General features: G+C 52.2%; 13 protein-coding genes and 8 tRNA genes. 6 read left to right on the top strand and 15 right to left on the bottom strand.

Annotated elements, in window-relative coordinates:
* Position 1: 1 nt before the first annotated feature.
* The 15 genes from FCL42_RS11685 to lolB all read right to left on the bottom strand — a co-directional run bounded on the left by FCL42_RS11685 (position 2) and on the right by lolB (position 8567).
* Positions 2-76, bottom strand: a tRNA-Gln gene (locus FCL42_RS11685).
* A gap of 6 nt (positions 77-82) precedes the next feature.
* Positions 83-167 (bottom strand) — tRNA-Leu (locus FCL42_RS11680).
* Positions 168-417: 250 nt separating this feature from the next.
* A tRNA-Gln gene (locus FCL42_RS11675) sits at positions 418-492 on the bottom strand.
* A 40-nt stretch (positions 493-532) separates the two neighbouring features.
* Positions 533-607: transfer RNA gene (locus FCL42_RS11670), tRNA-Gln, on the bottom strand.
* Positions 608-613: 6 nt separating this feature from the next.
* A tRNA-Leu gene (locus FCL42_RS11665) sits at positions 614-698 on the bottom strand.
* Between the two features lie 56 nt (positions 699-754).
* Positions 755-831: transfer RNA gene (locus FCL42_RS11660), tRNA-Met, on the bottom strand.
* Between the two features lie 141 nt (positions 832-972).
* A tRNA-Gln gene (locus FCL42_RS11655) sits at positions 973-1047 on the bottom strand.
* Between the two features lie 56 nt (positions 1048-1103).
* A tRNA-Met gene (locus FCL42_RS11650) sits at positions 1104-1180 on the bottom strand.
* Positions 1181-1408: 228 nt separating this feature from the next.
* Positions 1409-2500: a redox-regulated ATPase YchF gene (gene ychF, locus FCL42_RS11645; RefSeq protein WP_136863594.1), complete on the bottom strand. Its 1092-nt coding sequence runs from the start codon at positions 2498-2500 to the stop codon at positions 1409-1411.
* A 24-nt stretch (positions 2501-2524) separates the two neighbouring features.
* Positions 2525-3121, bottom strand: coding sequence for an aminoacyl-tRNA hydrolase (pth, locus tag FCL42_RS11640; RefSeq protein ID WP_136863593.1), 597 nt, complete (start codon positions 3119-3121; stop codon positions 2525-2527).
* On the bottom strand, positions 3114-3737 hold the full coding sequence (locus tag FCL42_RS11635; RefSeq protein ID WP_136863592.1) for a 50S ribosomal protein L25/general stress protein Ctc: 624 nt from the start codon (positions 3735-3737) through the stop codon (positions 3114-3116). The genes pth and FCL42_RS11635 overlap by 8 nt, the downstream gene beginning before the upstream one ends.
* A 128-nt stretch (positions 3738-3865) precedes the next feature.
* Positions 3866-5881, bottom strand: coding sequence for a bifunctional metallophosphatase/5'-nucleotidase (locus FCL42_RS11630; protein WP_229359846.1), 2016 nt, complete (start codon positions 5879-5881; stop codon positions 3866-3868).
* A 232-nt stretch (positions 5882-6113) separates the two neighbouring features.
* Positions 6114-7061, bottom strand: a complete 948-nt coding sequence (locus FCL42_RS11625; protein WP_136863591.1) for a ribose-phosphate pyrophosphokinase — start codon at positions 7059-7061, stop codon at positions 6114-6116.
* Between the two features lie 62 nt (positions 7062-7123).
* The gene (gene ispE / locus FCL42_RS11620) at positions 7124-7972 is read right to left on the bottom strand and encodes a 4-(cytidine 5'-diphospho)-2-C-methyl-D-erythritol kinase (protein WP_136863590.1); all 849 of its coding nucleotides are present in this window, start codon (positions 7970-7972) and stop codon (positions 7124-7126) included.
* A 4-nt stretch (positions 7973-7976) separates the two neighbouring features.
* Positions 7977-8567 (bottom strand): lipoprotein insertase outer membrane protein LolB, encoded by a 591-nt coding sequence (lolB, locus tag FCL42_RS11615; RefSeq protein ID WP_136863589.1) that lies wholly within the window; start codon positions 8565-8567, stop codon positions 7977-7979.
* A 145-nt stretch (positions 8568-8712) separates the two neighbouring features.
* Between lolB and hemA the strand changes: the two genes are divergently transcribed.
* The 6 genes from hemA (at position 8713) to kdsA (ending at position 14603) form a co-directional block, all read left to right on the top strand.
* Positions 8713-9963, top strand: coding sequence for a glutamyl-tRNA reductase (gene hemA / locus FCL42_RS11610; RefSeq protein WP_136863588.1), 1251 nt, complete (start codon positions 8713-8715; stop codon positions 9961-9963).
* Positions 9964-9992: 29 nt separating this feature from the next.
* Positions 9993-11072 (top strand): peptide chain release factor 1, encoded by a 1080-nt coding sequence (gene prfA, locus FCL42_RS11605; RefSeq protein ID WP_136863587.1) that lies wholly within the window; start codon positions 9993-9995, stop codon positions 11070-11072.
* A gap of 2 nt (positions 11073-11074) precedes the next feature.
* Complete coding sequence (prmC, locus tag FCL42_RS11600) at positions 11075-11911, top strand: peptide chain release factor N(5)-glutamine methyltransferase (RefSeq protein ID WP_136863586.1); 837 nt, start codon at positions 11075-11077, stop codon at positions 11909-11911.
* 27 nt (positions 11912-11938) lie between these two features.
* The gene (locus FCL42_RS11595) at positions 11939-12322 is read left to right on the top strand and encodes a SirB2 family protein (protein WP_136863585.1); all 384 of its coding nucleotides are present in this window, start codon (positions 11939-11941) and stop codon (positions 12320-12322) included.
* 116 nt (positions 12323-12438) lie between these two features.
* Positions 12439-13686: a DUF819 family protein gene (locus tag FCL42_RS11590; protein WP_136863584.1), complete on the top strand. Its 1248-nt coding sequence runs from the start codon at positions 12439-12441 to the stop codon at positions 13684-13686.
* A 65-nt stretch (positions 13687-13751) separates the two neighbouring features.
* On the top strand, positions 13752-14603 hold the full coding sequence (kdsA, locus tag FCL42_RS11585) for a 3-deoxy-8-phosphooctulonate synthase (protein ID WP_136863583.1): 852 nt from the start codon (positions 13752-13754) through the stop codon (positions 14601-14603).
* Positions 14604-14614: the final 11 nt, after the last annotated feature.

The raw sequence follows: 14614 nt of genomic DNA, 5'->3' as shown, positions 1-14614 counted from the left end.
ATGGCTGGGCTACCAGGATTCGAACCTGGGAATGGCGGGATCAAAACCCGCTGCCTTACCGCTTGGCGATAGCCCAATCAAATGGTGCGGGAGGAGAGACTTGAACTCTCACACCTTGCGATACTAGAACCTAAATCTAGCGCGTCTACCAATTCCGCCACTCCCGCATTTCTTTGAATTTTACATCGTAAGAGACGATGGCATAACTGCTTATGCTGGTAATAAAAAGCCACCTTGGTGAGGTGGCTTAATGATGTATGGCTGGGCTACCGAGATTCTCGAACCTGGCACTGATGCCGGGATAAAATCCGTTGCCTTGTAACCATATTCAATTAAATGGCTGGGCTACCGATATTGTCGAACCTGGCATTGATGCCGGGATCAAAATCCGCTGCTTTAGAACCATATTGAATTAAATGGCTGGGCTACCAGGATTCGAACCTGGGAATGGCGGGATCAAAACCCGCTGCCTTACCGCTTGGCGATAGCCCAACAAATTGTCTAATGGGTGCGCATGCAACCATTCTAAAGATGGCTGGGCTACCAGGATTCGAACCTGGGAATGGCGGGATCAAAACCCGCTGCCTTACCGCTTGGCGATAGCCCAATCAAATGGTGCGGGAGGAGAGACTTGAACTCTCACACCTTGCGATACTAGAACCTAAATCTAGCGCGTCTACCAATTCCGCCACTCCCGCATCTCTTTATTTTTACATCGTAAGAGACGATGACTGGTAGTATTCCTACCAAATAATGGTAGCTACGGCGGGACTTGAACCTGCGACCCCAGCATTATGAGTGCTGTGCTCTAACCAGCTGAGCTACGTAGCCACTAAATTGTTTTGAAGCTTTGCTTCATTGTCAGCTGCTTGGTAGTGCAACTAACAAAAATATGGCTGGGCTACCCGATTCGCGACCTGGGTGCTGACGTCGGGATCAAAACCCGTTGTCGTTAGCCACATTTCTTAAAAATGGCTGGGCTACCAGGATTCGAACCTGGGAATGGCGGGATCAAAACCCGCTGCCTTACCGCTTGGCGATAGCCCAACAGGACAACAAATTGTAATGCTAGCTAAATGCTAAAACCAACTCTTTATAAGAGATGGTAGCTACGGCGGGACTTGAACCTGCGACCCCAGCATTATGAGTGCTGTGCTCTAACCAGCTGAGCTACGTAGCCATCACAAATTGTTGCGCGCTCCCTCACTGGGAAGCGGGGCGTATTATGCGTAGAACCGCGGAATCGGTCAACCGCTTTTTCAAGGGAATTTTGCTTTGCGCAACTGTTCGTTTGTAAATTGTTCAGTTCGACGCCGCATCAGGCAACTTTGTGCTAATTGTCGTTCAATTTGCTGCAGATAAAATTATGCCCCGACTTGCGGGGCATAGAGAGTTATTGCGGCAACGATTACACGTTGAAACGGAAGTGGATCACATCGCCATCTTTTACGATGTAGTCTTTACCTTCCAGACGCCACTTACCGGCATCTTTAGCGCCGGACTCACCCTTGAACTGGATGTAGTCGTTATAACCGATGATTTCGGCACGAATAAAGCCTTTCTCAAAGTCGGTGTGGATTTTACCTGCGGCTTGAGGAGCGGTGGCGCCAACAGGAATGGTCCAAGCGCGCACCTCTTTCACGCCTGCGGTGAAGTAGGTTTGCAGGGTCAGTAGGCTGTAACCACCACGAATTACGCGGTTCAGACCGGGCTCTTCAATGCCTAGGTCAGCCATGAACTCATCACGCTCTTCATCGTCTAGCTCGGCAATTTCCGCTTCGATTTCGGCACAAACTGGCACTACGATGGCGTTTTCAGTGGCGGCAATTTCGCGAACCTTATCTAGGTAAGGGTTGTTCTCGAAACCGTCATCGTTAACGTTAGCGATGTACATGGTTGGTTTTAGCGTCAGCAGACCCATGTATTCGATGGCTTTTTTCTCGGTGCTGTCTAGTTCTACAGAGCGGGCCATGCCGCCCTCTTCCAGTACTGGCTTTAGCTTATCCAATACGGTGATTTCGAACTTGGCGTCTTTATCACCGCCTTTGGCGCGTTTACCAAGACGCAGAAGAGCACGTTCAACGGCTTCCAGATCCGCCAGAGCCAATTCGGTGTTGATCACCTCGATGTCGTCTTCTGGGTTAACGCCACCAGATACGTGAACGATGTTGTCGTTCTCGAAGCAGCGAACCACGTGACCGATGGCGTCGGTTTCACGGATGTTGGCTAGGAACTTGTTGCCCAGACCTTCACCGGAAGCCGCGCCTTTTACCAGACCAGCGATGTCCACAAATTCCATGGTGGTTGGCAGGACGCGCTCTGGATTTACGATGTCTGCCAGTGCTTGCAGGCGCTCGTCTGGCACAGGAACCACGCCAGTGTTTGGCTCAATGGTACAGAACGGGAAGTTAGCCGCTTCGATACCAGCTTTGGTCAGTGCATTAAAGAGGGTGGACTTGCCGACGTTTGGCAGGCCGACGATACCGCATTTGAAACCCATGGTGAAAAAACCCTTTGTGTTCGCTTAGGCCACTTCGGCCTTAAATGTGTGGAGACGATTCATTGCTTTGGTGATGCCATCCTTCAATAGGATATCGATGCAGCGTGAGGCTTCATCGACGGCTTCATCTATGGCGCGTTGCTCTTTTTCTGGGGCTTTACCCAGAACGTAGCCGCTTACCTTGTTTTTGTCGCCGGGATGGCCAATGCCGATCCGCAGACGATAAAATTCTTTGTTGTTGCCTAGCTTTCTGATGGTGTCCTTAAGGCCATTGTGACCGCCATGACCCCCACCTTTCTTTAACTTGGCAACACCAGGAGGCAGATCCAACTCATCGTGTACGACCAGAATCTCCTCGGGCTCAATGCCGTAGAAATTGGCCATGGCGGCGATGGCTTTGCCTGATAGATTCATGAAGGTGGTCGGAATCAGCAGGCGCATGTCTTGGCCATTTTGCTGAATGCGACCGGTTAGGCCGAAAAACTTGGATTCGCTTTTCAGCACCACATTGTGCATACGGGCTAACTCTTCAATCAGCCAAGCACCGGCATTGTGCCGAGTGCGGCTGTATTCGGGGCCTGGATTGGCCAGACCCACAATCAGGCGGATACTGTTACTCACTGTCTTGATTCGTCTCTTCCGAGTTGTCGTCGTCACCGCCGCCCTTCGCAGGATGGATGGTAACCACGGAGTAGTTGTGTTCGTCGCCTTTACCTAATGCCACCAACTCAGTGCCTTCGGGCAAGGTGAGATCGCTTAAGTGAAGGGTATGGCCAGCCGCCAGATTGGCAATGTCCACGTCGACAAATTCGGGCAGTTTACTCGGAAGTGCCCGCAGTTCCAACTCTGTTAAGTGATGATGTACTTGTCCTCCGGCTTTTTCCCCTACCGATTGGCCTTCATTAAGGAAGTGAATCGGTACTGTGGCGGTGATGGCTTCACCGGCGGTCACTCGCACCAGATCAATGTGTAGAAGCTTGGGTTTGTATGGGTGGCGCTGCAGGGCTTTGACAATCACTTGAATGGGCTTGTCATCGAGAGACAACTGAATGACTTGGCTGTAGAACGCCTCTTGCTCCTGAGCTTTGATCAGTTGATTGTGGGGGAGGGCAACAGAGACGGCGGCTTGGTCTCCTCCATAGAGTACGCCGGGCACTAAGCCCTGATTACGTAATCGGCGGCTGACGCCGGTGCCATGTTCAGTGCGAGTTTGGGCTTCCAATGAGATGGTGGTCATGAAGGTTTTCCTTGAGGTTGGTATTGATCGCGATTAGATCCTTTAGTCGATGAATGTGCGCTTTACCAATCCCCAAAAATAAAAGGCGGCCATAGGCCGCCTCTATTCATGGTGTTAATCAGCTGTGATTAGTCCATGTACTTGATGGTAACGGTTTCAAATGGCAGAGGAGCCAAAATGCCTTTTGCATCAGAGTAGTCGATGAAAGACTGTGCATCGGTGTTGCAACGAACGCCATCGGCTTTACAGTCTGGAGCATTGCCATCTTTGTAGTTTACGGTGAAGGAGATAGCACCATCGTCAGCCACGTTTTTGGTTAGGCTATCCACTGGGTAACCTACGTATTCGCCGTTTTCGATTACCACATCTACACGGTCGGTTGAGCCAACTTGTGCATCGCCCATGGCAGTCCAGCCATCACGGCCGTTAACGTTGTAACCGTTGATAACCACAACGTAGTCTTGGCCATCTACGATGTCAGCCCATACTGGAGCTGCTTCGGTTCCGGTGTTTACCTGCAGCTGAGTGATAGAGCCAGATACGCCCTTCACGGATTCGGTGAAGGTGTAGCGCATGCCACCAACGTATGGGAATTTACCGGCGTGTGCCGCTTTGTCCAGAGTTGGGGTAATGGTGGTTTCCAGCAGGGTCTTAATCTCTGCGCCAGACAGGCTCAGAACAGACAGCTGGTTGGAGAACGGCAGCAGTTCTAGGCTGGAGTTACCTTCGCGGAAGTCACCGGCACCAATGTTGGTACGAACGCCACCTGCACCTACTAGACCGATTTGTGCGGTTAGACCGGTTACGGCTTTAACGGCATCTTGGTTGGCCCAGAACACTTCTGCTTCACCCACTAGAGGTGCTACGTCAGAGCCGTGAGCATCGGTGTTGGCATCGCCAGGACGGCGTTCGTGGTTGATTTCAGCTGGAACCGCAGCAATGACTTCGCCGTAAGCCGCATCAACCGCAGGCTTGTAGAAGGCATCGATGTGAGCACGTAGATCCGCATTCTCTTCTTCAACGGTGATCTGTTTGTGAGCGTCGATGAAGTCGATCACATGTTGATGGTCGTTGCCGATCACCAGTGAATCACTGCCGCGAAGTGCGTCGGTAAAGAAGGTGTCGTTGGACAGTAGCGTGTTATTACCGGCACATTGCACCAGTTCACCTTCAGGGTTGAACTCAACGTTTACTTTACCGATGGCTTGGGCCAGTTCACCAGCTTGGACGATACAGGTTTTGCCTTTGCCATCTGCATTGGTGACTAGCTCAGCGTATGCGCCAGGGTTGCCTTTGCCTAGATCGGTGAAATCGCCAAGCAAGGTGTGGCTGTGGCCACCAACGATAACGTCGATGCCGTTTACACCAGCTGCCAGAGCTTGGTCACGCTGCAAACCGATGTGGGACAGAACGATAATTTGGTTAACGCCGTCAGCTTTCAGAGCATCAACGGTCGCTTGAGTGGCAGTGATCTCGGAAGAGAAAGTCACATCGCCAGTGCCGGTGGAGATGTCTTGCAGGTCTTCAAGAACCACACCGATAACGGCAACAACCTTTTCGCCTTCAACGGCGCCGCTGGCACTGCTGATTTCACGCTTCATGTTGCCGTTAAATGCGAACAGCTGATATGGCTTAAGGTTAGATACTTGACCCAGTGCCGCGTCGGCGCTGGCATCGATGTTGTTGGCCAATACTGGGAAGGTCACGGTATCGATGAAGTCTGCCAACTCGGTGGTAGTCAAATCGAACTCGTGGTTGCCCAGAGCCATGGCATCGATGCCCATTTGTGACAGAAGATCCGCGTTAGCGCGACCATCGTTTAGCTTAAAGTAAGCGCTGCCTTGCCAAGCGTCACCGCCGTGCAGAAACAGAACGGAATCGTTGTTTGCCGCTGCTGCGCTCTTCACTTTGTTTGCCGCTTCTAGCAAGCGAGGGTAGCCACCGAATTCGTTGTAAACCAGGTTGTCTTCACCGGCTAAAAAGCTAGAACGAACTGGATCGAAGGTGGAGTGAGTGTCATTGACGTGCGCGATGGTCAGCTCAAAATTCTCTACCTGAGCCGGTGGCGGTGTATCGCTGTCAGAACATGCGGATAGCGCCGCCATCAGGGAGATAGCGATCATCGATTTTTGTAATTTCATCATACTGGATAGCTCTTTTAATATTTTTTAAGAATCTGCCAGTTAGGCGGTCGAACCGTATCATTATCTGAAAATTCGCTGAGTGATCTGGATCACGTTGAGGGGTTTTGGGTTGCACAAAAATGAAGCGAAAGTTTCAGCTTGGTAACTGAATGCCATTCGCTAAAGCATGAGGAAACTAAGCTAGAAATGAAAAAGGGCGCTGAATAGCGCCCTTTTGAATTAGGTGTTGTGCTTAGTGCTCAAACATTGCCGAGATAGACTCTTCGTTGCTCACGCGACGAATCGCTTCCGCCATCACGGAAGACATGGTCAACTGAGATACTTTGCCAGTGGCTTTCATCTCGTCACTCAGAGGCACAGTATCGGTTACGATCACTTCGTCGATCACCGACTCGGTGATATTTTGAGGCGCGTTGCCGGAGAATACTGGGTGAGTGGCGTAGGCGAATACGCGGCGAGCACCGTGTGCTTTCAGCGCTTCAGCGGCCTTACACAGGGTGCCGCCGGTGTCGATCATGTCGTCAACGATAACGCAGTCGCGATCTTTCACATCACCTATGATGTGCATCACTTGAGATACGTTGGCGCGTGGACGGCGCTTGTCGATGATGGCCAAATCGGAATCATCAAGCAGTTTGGCCACGGCGCGAGCACGTACAACGCCACCGATGTCAGGAGAAACCACAACTGGGTTGTCCAGTGCCTTTGCACGCATGTCTTCCAGTAGCACAGGGCTACCAAATACGTTATCCACTGGTACGTCGAAGAAACCTTGAATCTGCTCGGCGTGCAGGTCGCAGGTTAGAACGCGGTCTACGCCAACGCTGGATAGGAAGTCGGCAACCACTTTGGCGGTGATTGGCACACGAGCAGAGCGAACGCGGCGGTCTTGGCGAGCGTAACCGAAGTATGGGATTACCGCGGTGATACGGCCAGCGGAGGCACGACGTAGAGCGTCGACCATCACAACCAATTCCATCAGGTTGTCGTTAGTTGGAGCGCAGGTAGATTGGATAATGAAGACATCCGCGCCACGAACGTTCTCGTTGATCTGAACGCAAATCTCTCCATCAGAGAAGCGACCTACTTCAGCATCACCCAAAGAACAGTAGAGGCGATTGGCGATACGGTTTGCCAGTTCGGGGGTAGCGTTTCCGGCAAAAAGCTTGATGTCAGGCACAGTATTAACCTCAGGCTAGGCTTATTTTTAATAGGGTAGGGAGGCGCAAAGCGTAGCTCCAGTTAGGGCTGCAGCGTTCGGTCGAGCAGGGGCGAACGGTTACGGCCTCGAGCAACAAATCCTTGCCACTCGCTTGGCAATTCTGCAAGCGCATATTGGGCATCTTCTTGATTTGTAAAGGTGCCAAAGATGCAACTTCCAGTGCCAGTCATTTGAGACGGCGCATATTCTATCAACCACGCCAACGCGTTTGCAACTTGACCATAACGCTTGATAACCGCGCCAACGCAGTCATTTCGCCATTGAGTTTGGTGAAATTCCGGTTGTGCCAGCTTGGCTGAATCTCGAATCAGGTCTGGCGCGCCAAAGATTTCCGCCGTGGAGACTTCAATCCCTGGGGCGACCACCAAATACCAAGGCTCTTCCACTTCAACAGGGCGCAGCTTCTCGCCCACCCCATCGGCCACGGAAGCCAAGCCGCGAACAAACACCGGCACATCGGCACCTAGGCTCAGTCCCAGTTCTGCGAGCGTGTCGACGCTTAGGTTCAGTTGCCAAAGTTGATTCAGAGCGACCAATGTGGTTGCGGCATCGGAAGAACCACCGCCTAGGCCTCCGCCCATCGGCAGCTGTTTTTTCAGCTCAATGAGAGCGCCTTGGTGCGTTCCTGAGTGTTGCTGAAGCAATTTGGCGGCGCGAACAATGAGGTTATCGTCGTGATTGACCCCTTCCACTTCAGGCGTCAGAGAGATGTGGCCATCGTCGGTGATGGCAAAGTGCAACAGATCGCCATGATCAACAAATTGAAATAGTGATTGCAGCTCATGGAAGCCATCTTCACGACGACCATTGATGTGCAGGAAAAGATTCAATTTGGCGGGGGCAGGCCAGTTACGGCTAAATTCAGGCATTCCCTTAAGGCTCCGGTTGCCACTCATAAAGCTTTAATTTTAAGGTCTTATCGAGCTGGCGCAAGTTAATCGCCTTTGGAATTCGGTAGCCATTGAACTGTTGCCACCCTTGGTAGGTCAGAGTCCAAGCCGGAGCCAGAGGGTCCACTTCGACTTGGGCGAACGCGGGCCAGCCATTGGCATCGTATTGGACGGCGTGTTCACCTGAGGGTTGGCCTAAAATCCAACTGGTGAGCTCGGTGAGTGGGAATTGCCAGCCGGTAAGACGTTGGATGAGCGCATTGGCGCTGTTCCCTGTATGATGTTGGCCATCCAATAGGACTGAGGCGTATTCAGGCTGGGATTCCAGTAGAAGTACGGTTCGTCCGAATGGGTCGGACAAGCGAATTTTATCTTGCTGCTCAAGGTGTTGCCACTGCATGGTTAGTGACAACCGCTCGTCAGGGGTGATGATGGCCAGTTTTCCTTTTATCTGCCAGCGAGTTAAATCGGCGGCAGAGTTGGAGTTTTGGTTGGCGTCAGGGGCACTGGCACAGCCGGTTAGCCATAGGGCGAGCAGCACCAAGGTGGTGCACTTAACGAAAGCTTGAAACATAAATTACCTATTTTGTGCACTGCACCACAATCAACAACATCGATCTAGCAAAGAACAGCATTGCTGTTTTCAAGGTTGGCTGTTTGCGCATAGAATTGCCCAAGTCTCGACCCAAGTTCAATTTTCGGGGTGAAGCTGGAGAGCCATGACGTTAGTAGCAATTGGAATCAACCACAAGACCGCAAGTGTATCTTTGCGTGAAAAGTTGGCATTTGGACCAGATATCCTAGCTGATGCTTTAAAAAGCGTATCCAAGATCACCGCCACCGGTGAAGCTGTCATTTTGTCTACCTGTAACCGTACTGAACTGTACGTGAATCAGGCGGAGAGTGAAGCGTTGATCCGCTGGTTGGTTGAATACCATAGCTTGCCAGAAGATGAGGTGCGGGCCAGCCTGTACCTGCACGAAAACCAATCTGCCGTAAAACACCTGTTGCGGGTTTCCGCGGGGCTGGATTCTCTGGTTCTGGGTGAGCCGCAGATTTTGGGTCAAATCAAACAAGCTTTTAGCAGCGCTCAACAGCACGGCACCGTGTCCCATACCGTTGATCGCATGTTCCAGCATACCTTCAAGGTGGCGAAGAAGATCCGTACTGAGACCAATATTGGTGCCTCAGCGGTTTCTGTTGCCTTTGCAGCGGTAAACTTGGCGAAACACATCTTCGATGATGTGCAAGGCGCCAACGTACTGCTGGTGGGCGCGGGTGAAACCATCGAACTGGTGGCCCGACACCTGAAAGAAGCTGGCGTGACTAAGATGACCGTGGCTAACCGCACCGTCAGTCGTGCAGAAGGCATGGCGGAAGAATTTGGTGCCCGAGTCGTGACTCTGCAACAGATTCCGGAATGTCTGCCTGAGGCGGACATCGTGATCTCCTCTACCGCATCACCGCTGCCGATCATTGGTAAAGGGATGGTGGAGAATGCGCTGAAGAGCCGCCGTCAACAGCCGATGCTGCTGGTAGACATCGCCGTACCTCGAGATATTGAATCTGAGGTGGGTGAGCTGGAAAACGCCTATCTGTATACCGTAGATGATCTTCAGGGCATCGTTCAGAAGAACATGAAGAATCGCTTAGAAGCGGCGGAAGAGGCGGAGCAGATCGCCTCAGAAGAAGCGAGCGAGTTCATGGACTGGCTGCGAAGCCTGGATTCCATTGATACGTTGAAACACTATCGCGATCAGAGCAGTGCCATCAAAGACGACATGTTGGAAAAGGCACTGACCAAGCTGCAATCCGGCGGTAACGCTGAGCAGGTGGTGAGAGAGTTGGCCAACAAATTGACCAACCGTTTGATCCATTCTCCAACCCAAGCTTTGGGGCAGGCCGCACGAAGTGGCGATCTGAATTCACTAGACCTCTTGCGTAAGGCCCTCGGCATCAACGACAATTAGCGCCAGCGTTATTTGTCAAAGATGAAATCATGAAGCCTTCCGTATATGCAAAACTTGAAGGCTTGCTCGAGCGTAATGAAGAAGTTCAAGCGCTACTGGGCGAGCCGGATGTCATTTCCGATCAAGATCGGTTCCGCGCTCTGTCAAAAGAGTTCTCTCAGCTGGAAGAGGTGGTTGCCGCCTTTCGTCGTTACCAGCAAGCCCTAGAAGATATCGAAACCGCCGAAGAGATGCTGTCTGATCCTGACATGAAGGAGATGGCAGAAGAGGAGCTTAAAGAAGCCAAAGCGGTGGTAGCCGAACTGGAAGATGAGCTGCAGATTTTGCTGTTGCCTCGTGATCCGAAAGACGACAACAACGCCTTTATTGAGATTCGTGCTGGTGCTGGCGGTGATGAAGCGGCGATTTTTGCTGGCGACCTGTTCCGCATGTACAGCCGTTATGCGGAAGCCAAAGGCTGGCGCATTGAGCTGATGTCTGCCACCGACGGCGAGCATGGCGGTTTCTCCAAAGTGATCGCTAAGCTGTCTGGTGACGGCGCCTACGGGGTAATGAAATTTGAAAGTGGCGGTCACCGCGTTCAGCGTGTCCCCTCCACTGAATCTCAAGGTCGTATCCACACCTCCGCTTGTACTGTGATTGTGATGCCAGAGCTTCCAGAAGCTGAGCTGGTTGAGATCAATCCAGCGGATCTGAAAGTGGACACCTTCCGCGCCTCCGGTGCTGGTGGTCAGCACGTAAACAAAACCGATTCGGCGATCCGTATTACCCACATCCCTACCGGCGTGGTGGTGGAATGTCAGGATGAGCGCTCTCAGCATAAAAACCGTGCCCGAGCGATGTCGATTCTGGGCGCCCGCTTGCAGGCGGCCGAAGATGAGAAGCGTCGTCAGGAGGAGCAAAGCTCCCGCCGTAACTTGATGGCGTCTGGTGACCGTTCTGAGCGAATCCGCACCTACAACTACCCTCAAGGCCGTGTTTCTGACCATCGCATTAACCTGACGCTGTATCGTCTGGCGGAAGTAATGGAAGGGGATCTGGATGCGTTGTCGCAGCCAATCCTGCACGAATATCAGGCTGACATGCTGGCGCAGCTGGCCGAGGAGTAAGGGTGCGTATAGATGCCCTTATCGCCAGCGCTACTCAGGCGCTGGCGGACGCTCACATTTCAGAAACGCCTCAGTTAGATGCTCAGCTGTTGCTGTGTTTCGTGCTGGATAAGCCCCGCACTTATCTTTACACCTGGCCTGAGAAAACTCTGGATGCGGTCACACTGTCGCGGTTTGAAACGCTGTTGACTCGTCGCTTACAGGGGGAGCCCATTGCCCACCTTACTGGTGAGCGGGAGTTTTGGTCTCTGACACTTGAGGTCAATCCCAGCACCTTGATTCCAAGGCCAGATACCGAAGCGCTCATTGAGCACATTCTCGCTTTACCGCTGCCTGAGGCCGCTCAAGTGGTGGATTTGGGTACCGGTACCGGTGCCATTGCGTTGGCGCTGGCCAGTGAGATGCCTCGCTGGCAGATGCATGCGGTGGACCTGCAGCAACCGGCGGTGGAATTGGCGTGTCGGAATCGGGATCGCCATGGACTGCGTGTCGATATACGCCAGAGCAGTTGGTTTGAGGCGTTATCAGGCCTTAAATTTGATTTGATCGTTTCCAATCCGCCGTACATTGAGGCGGACGATCCTCATCTTAGCCAAGGTGACGTGCGATTTGAGCCGTTGTCGGCACTGGTCGCCGACAACAATGGCTTGGCGGATATTGAACATATCATTGAAAAAGGTCGCGATTTCTTGAATGATGGCGGCACCATGGTGTTGGAGCATGGGTTTGAGCAAGCCGGCGCAGTTCGGCAGCTGTTTGAGCAATATGGCTATCAGCAAGTCGGCTCAGGAAAAGACCTAGCCGGTAAAGACCGTTTCAGTTTTGGTCGCTTGGGCTAATCCCACAGCGACGACTTAGGAGAGTTAATGGACGCACTGTATCCTGGAATGAAACATTTCCATATGTTAACCATCGCCTGCAGCGTGACCTTGCTGCTGGTACGTTTCTACTGGCACATGGCTGGTTCCGCGATGATGGAGCGTAAGTGGGTTAAAATAATCCCCCATGTTATCGACACTCTGTTGCTGCTATCCGGCATCAGTTTGTGTTTTTTGATTCAGCAATTCCCTGGTTCTTCCGAATGGTTAACCGAGAAAGTGTTGAGTGTTGTGGCTTACATTCTGTTGGGTGTATTTGCATTTAAAGCCAAGGGCAAAATGCTCAAGGTGTTCGCTGTGTTGGGGGCGCTGGGTTGGCTAGGAATGATTGCCAAAGTGGCGATGACCAAAACCCCAATCTTGTTGGGCTAAGCCTCTGCTAAAAGCAATGGATTTTCGATATGATGGCGCTTCGGCGCCATTTTTGATGCGACCGATAAATACAACAACAAAAAGCCACAGGCAGTGGCAATAACAACGAGGAAGTTATGCAAGAAGTATTGATTACCAACCAAGCGTCAGTGTTGGGGCTGTTGATGTTGGTGTTAGGGGCGGTGTTTTACACCCACCAAAGCGTACACCCATTTTGGAAGAGTTTCTACAAGTACGTTCCGGCACTGCTGCTGTGCTATTTCATCCCATCGTTGCTGAATAGCTTCGGGGTGATCGATGGCAGTGACAATACCCTGTATTACGTGGCGTCACGGTTCCTGTTACCGGCGGCGCTGGTGCTGTTGACCTTGAAGTTGGACCTAAAAGCCATTGCCGGCCTGGGCCCGAAAGCGCTGATCATGTTCTTTACCGGCACATTGGGGATTGTAATTGGTGCCCCCATCGCGTTGCTGGTGACTTCCACCTTCTTCCCTGAGCTTATCGGTGGCCATGGCCCAGAAGCGGTTTGGCGTGGCATGACCACCGTGGCCGGCAGCTGGATTGGTGGTGGCGCTAACCAAACGGCGATGAAAGAGATCTATGGTGTGGGTGATACCATCTTCTCGGCGATGATCGCCGTAGATGTGATTGTGGCGAACATCTGGATGGCGGTGCTGCTGTTTATGGCGGGACGTGCCAAGCAGATTGATGCCGCCAACGGCGCCGATACCAGTGCCATTGAGTCTTTGAAAGAGAAGATGGCCCACTGGCAAGCTACTAATGCTCGCATTCCGGATCTGAATGATCTGATGTTTATTGTGGCGATTGGCTTCGGTGTTACCGGCATCGCCCATATTGGTGCCGATATCCTAGCGCCCTATTTTGAGGTGAACTTCCCGGCGCTGGATAAGTACAGCCTGCACTCGAAGTTCTTCTGGTTGATTGTACTGGCGACCGCCATCGGTATCATTCTGTCGATGACCCGAGTGGCCAAAGTGGAAGAGGCAGGAGCTTCTAAAATAGGCTCTGCCTTTATCTATGTGCTGGTGGCCAGCATCGGTATGCACATGGACATCAGCGCCATTTTGGAGTCGCCGGTGTACTTCCTGCTGGGCGGCATCTGGATGTTGGTGCACGCCAGTTTGATGCTGTTGGTGGCCAAACTGATCAAAGCTCCGCTGTTCTTTATGGCGGTGGGCAGCCAAGCCAATGTGGGTGGCGCAGCCAGTGCCCCAGTAGTGGCCAGTGCATTCCACCCAAGTTTGGCTCCCGTCGGCGTATTGCTGGCGGTATTGGGCTACGCTGTGGGTACGGTTATGGCGTGGTTCTGCGGCCAGCTGCTGCAAATTTTAGCGATGGGTTAATCAAGTTTATCGGCAATTCGATGCGCTTGAGCCCGTCTCACCGAAAATAAGTGAAGAGAGAAACTATGCAACATCGCACTATTGAAGTGGCCTCCCTTGAGGTAGCCAACGACAAGCCGTTTGTGCTGTTTGGTGGCATGAATGTGTTGGAGTCTCGAGATCTGGCAATGCAGATCGCCGAGCACTACGTCGAGGTGACCAGCAAGCTGGGCATCCCTTATGTGTTTAAGGCGTCGTTTGATAAGGCGAACCGCAGCTCAATTCACTCCTATCGTGGTCCAGGTATGGAAGAGGGCTTGAAGATCTTCGAGGAGATCAAAGCTCAATTCAATGTACCTGTGATCACCGATGTGCATGAGATTCATCAGTGCCAGCCTGTTGCCGACGTGGTTGATGTGATTCAACTGCCAGCGTTTTTGGCTCGTCAAACCGACTTGGTTAAAGCGATGGCAGACACCGGTGCGGTGATTAACGTTAAGAAACCGCAGTTTTTAAGCCCGGGTCAGATGAAAAACATCGTCGATAAGTTTGGCGAGTGTGGCAATGACAAAGTGATTCTGTGTGAGCGTGGCAGTAACTTCGGCTACGACAACTTAGTGGTGGACATGCTGGGTTTCCGCACCATGAAAGAGTGCAGTGGCGGTCTGCCAGTGATCTTTGATGTGACTCATGCACTGCAATGCCGCGATCCTCTTGGAGCTGCGTCAGGCGGTCGTCGTCATCAGACGGTTGAGTTGGCGAAAGCGGGAATTGCGACGGGTTTGGCGGGACTGTTCTTAGAGGCGCATCCAAATCCGGATAAGGCGCGGTGTGATGGTCCGAGTGCTCTTCCTCTGGAAGTGTTGGAGCCGTTCCTGGCCCAAATCAAAGCACTTGACGATCTGATTAAGGGTCAGCCGGACCTCAATATCAGCTAACCCTTGCCTAT

The sequence above is a fragment of the Ferrimonas aestuarii genome, from assembly GCF_005116665.1.
GTDB lineage: Bacteria > Pseudomonadota > Gammaproteobacteria > Enterobacterales > Shewanellaceae > Ferrimonas > Ferrimonas aestuarii.
Note: the sequence above shows the minus strand (reverse complement) of the source record. Positions and strands in the feature narration are given on the sequence as shown.

Coding starts and splice junctions, on each gene's coding strand:
- ychF (WP_136863594.1), bottom strand. CDS start 2,500: ATGGGTTTCAAATGCGGTATCGTCGGCCTGCCAAACGTCGGCAAGTCC.
- FCL42_RS11635 (WP_136863592.1), bottom strand. CDS start 3,737: ATGACCACCATCTCATTGGAAGCCCAAACTCGCACTGAACATGGCACC.
- FCL42_RS11630 (WP_229359846.1), bottom strand. CDS start 5,881: ATGATGAAATTACAAAAATCGATGATCGCTATCTCCCTGATGGCGGCG.
- ispE (WP_136863590.1), bottom strand. CDS start 7,972: ATGCCTGAATTTAGCCGTAACTGGCCTGCCCCCGCCAAATTGAATCTT.
- lolB (WP_136863589.1), bottom strand. CDS start 8,567: ATGTTTCAAGCTTTCGTTAAGTGCACCACCTTGGTGCTGCTCGCCCTA.
- hemA (WP_136863588.1), top strand. CDS start 8,713: ATGACGTTAGTAGCAATTGGAATCAACCACAAGACCGCAAGTGTATCT.
- prfA (WP_136863587.1), top strand. CDS start 9,993: ATGAAGCCTTCCGTATATGCAAAACTTGAAGGCTTGCTCGAGCGTAAT.
- FCL42_RS11595 (WP_136863585.1), top strand. CDS start 11,939: ATGGACGCACTGTATCCTGGAATGAAACATTTCCATATGTTAACCATC.
- FCL42_RS11590 (WP_136863584.1), top strand. CDS start 12,439: ATGCAAGAAGTATTGATTACCAACCAAGCGTCAGTGTTGGGGCTGTTG.
- kdsA (WP_136863583.1), top strand. CDS start 13,752: ATGCAACATCGCACTATTGAAGTGGCCTCCCTTGAGGTAGCCAACGAC.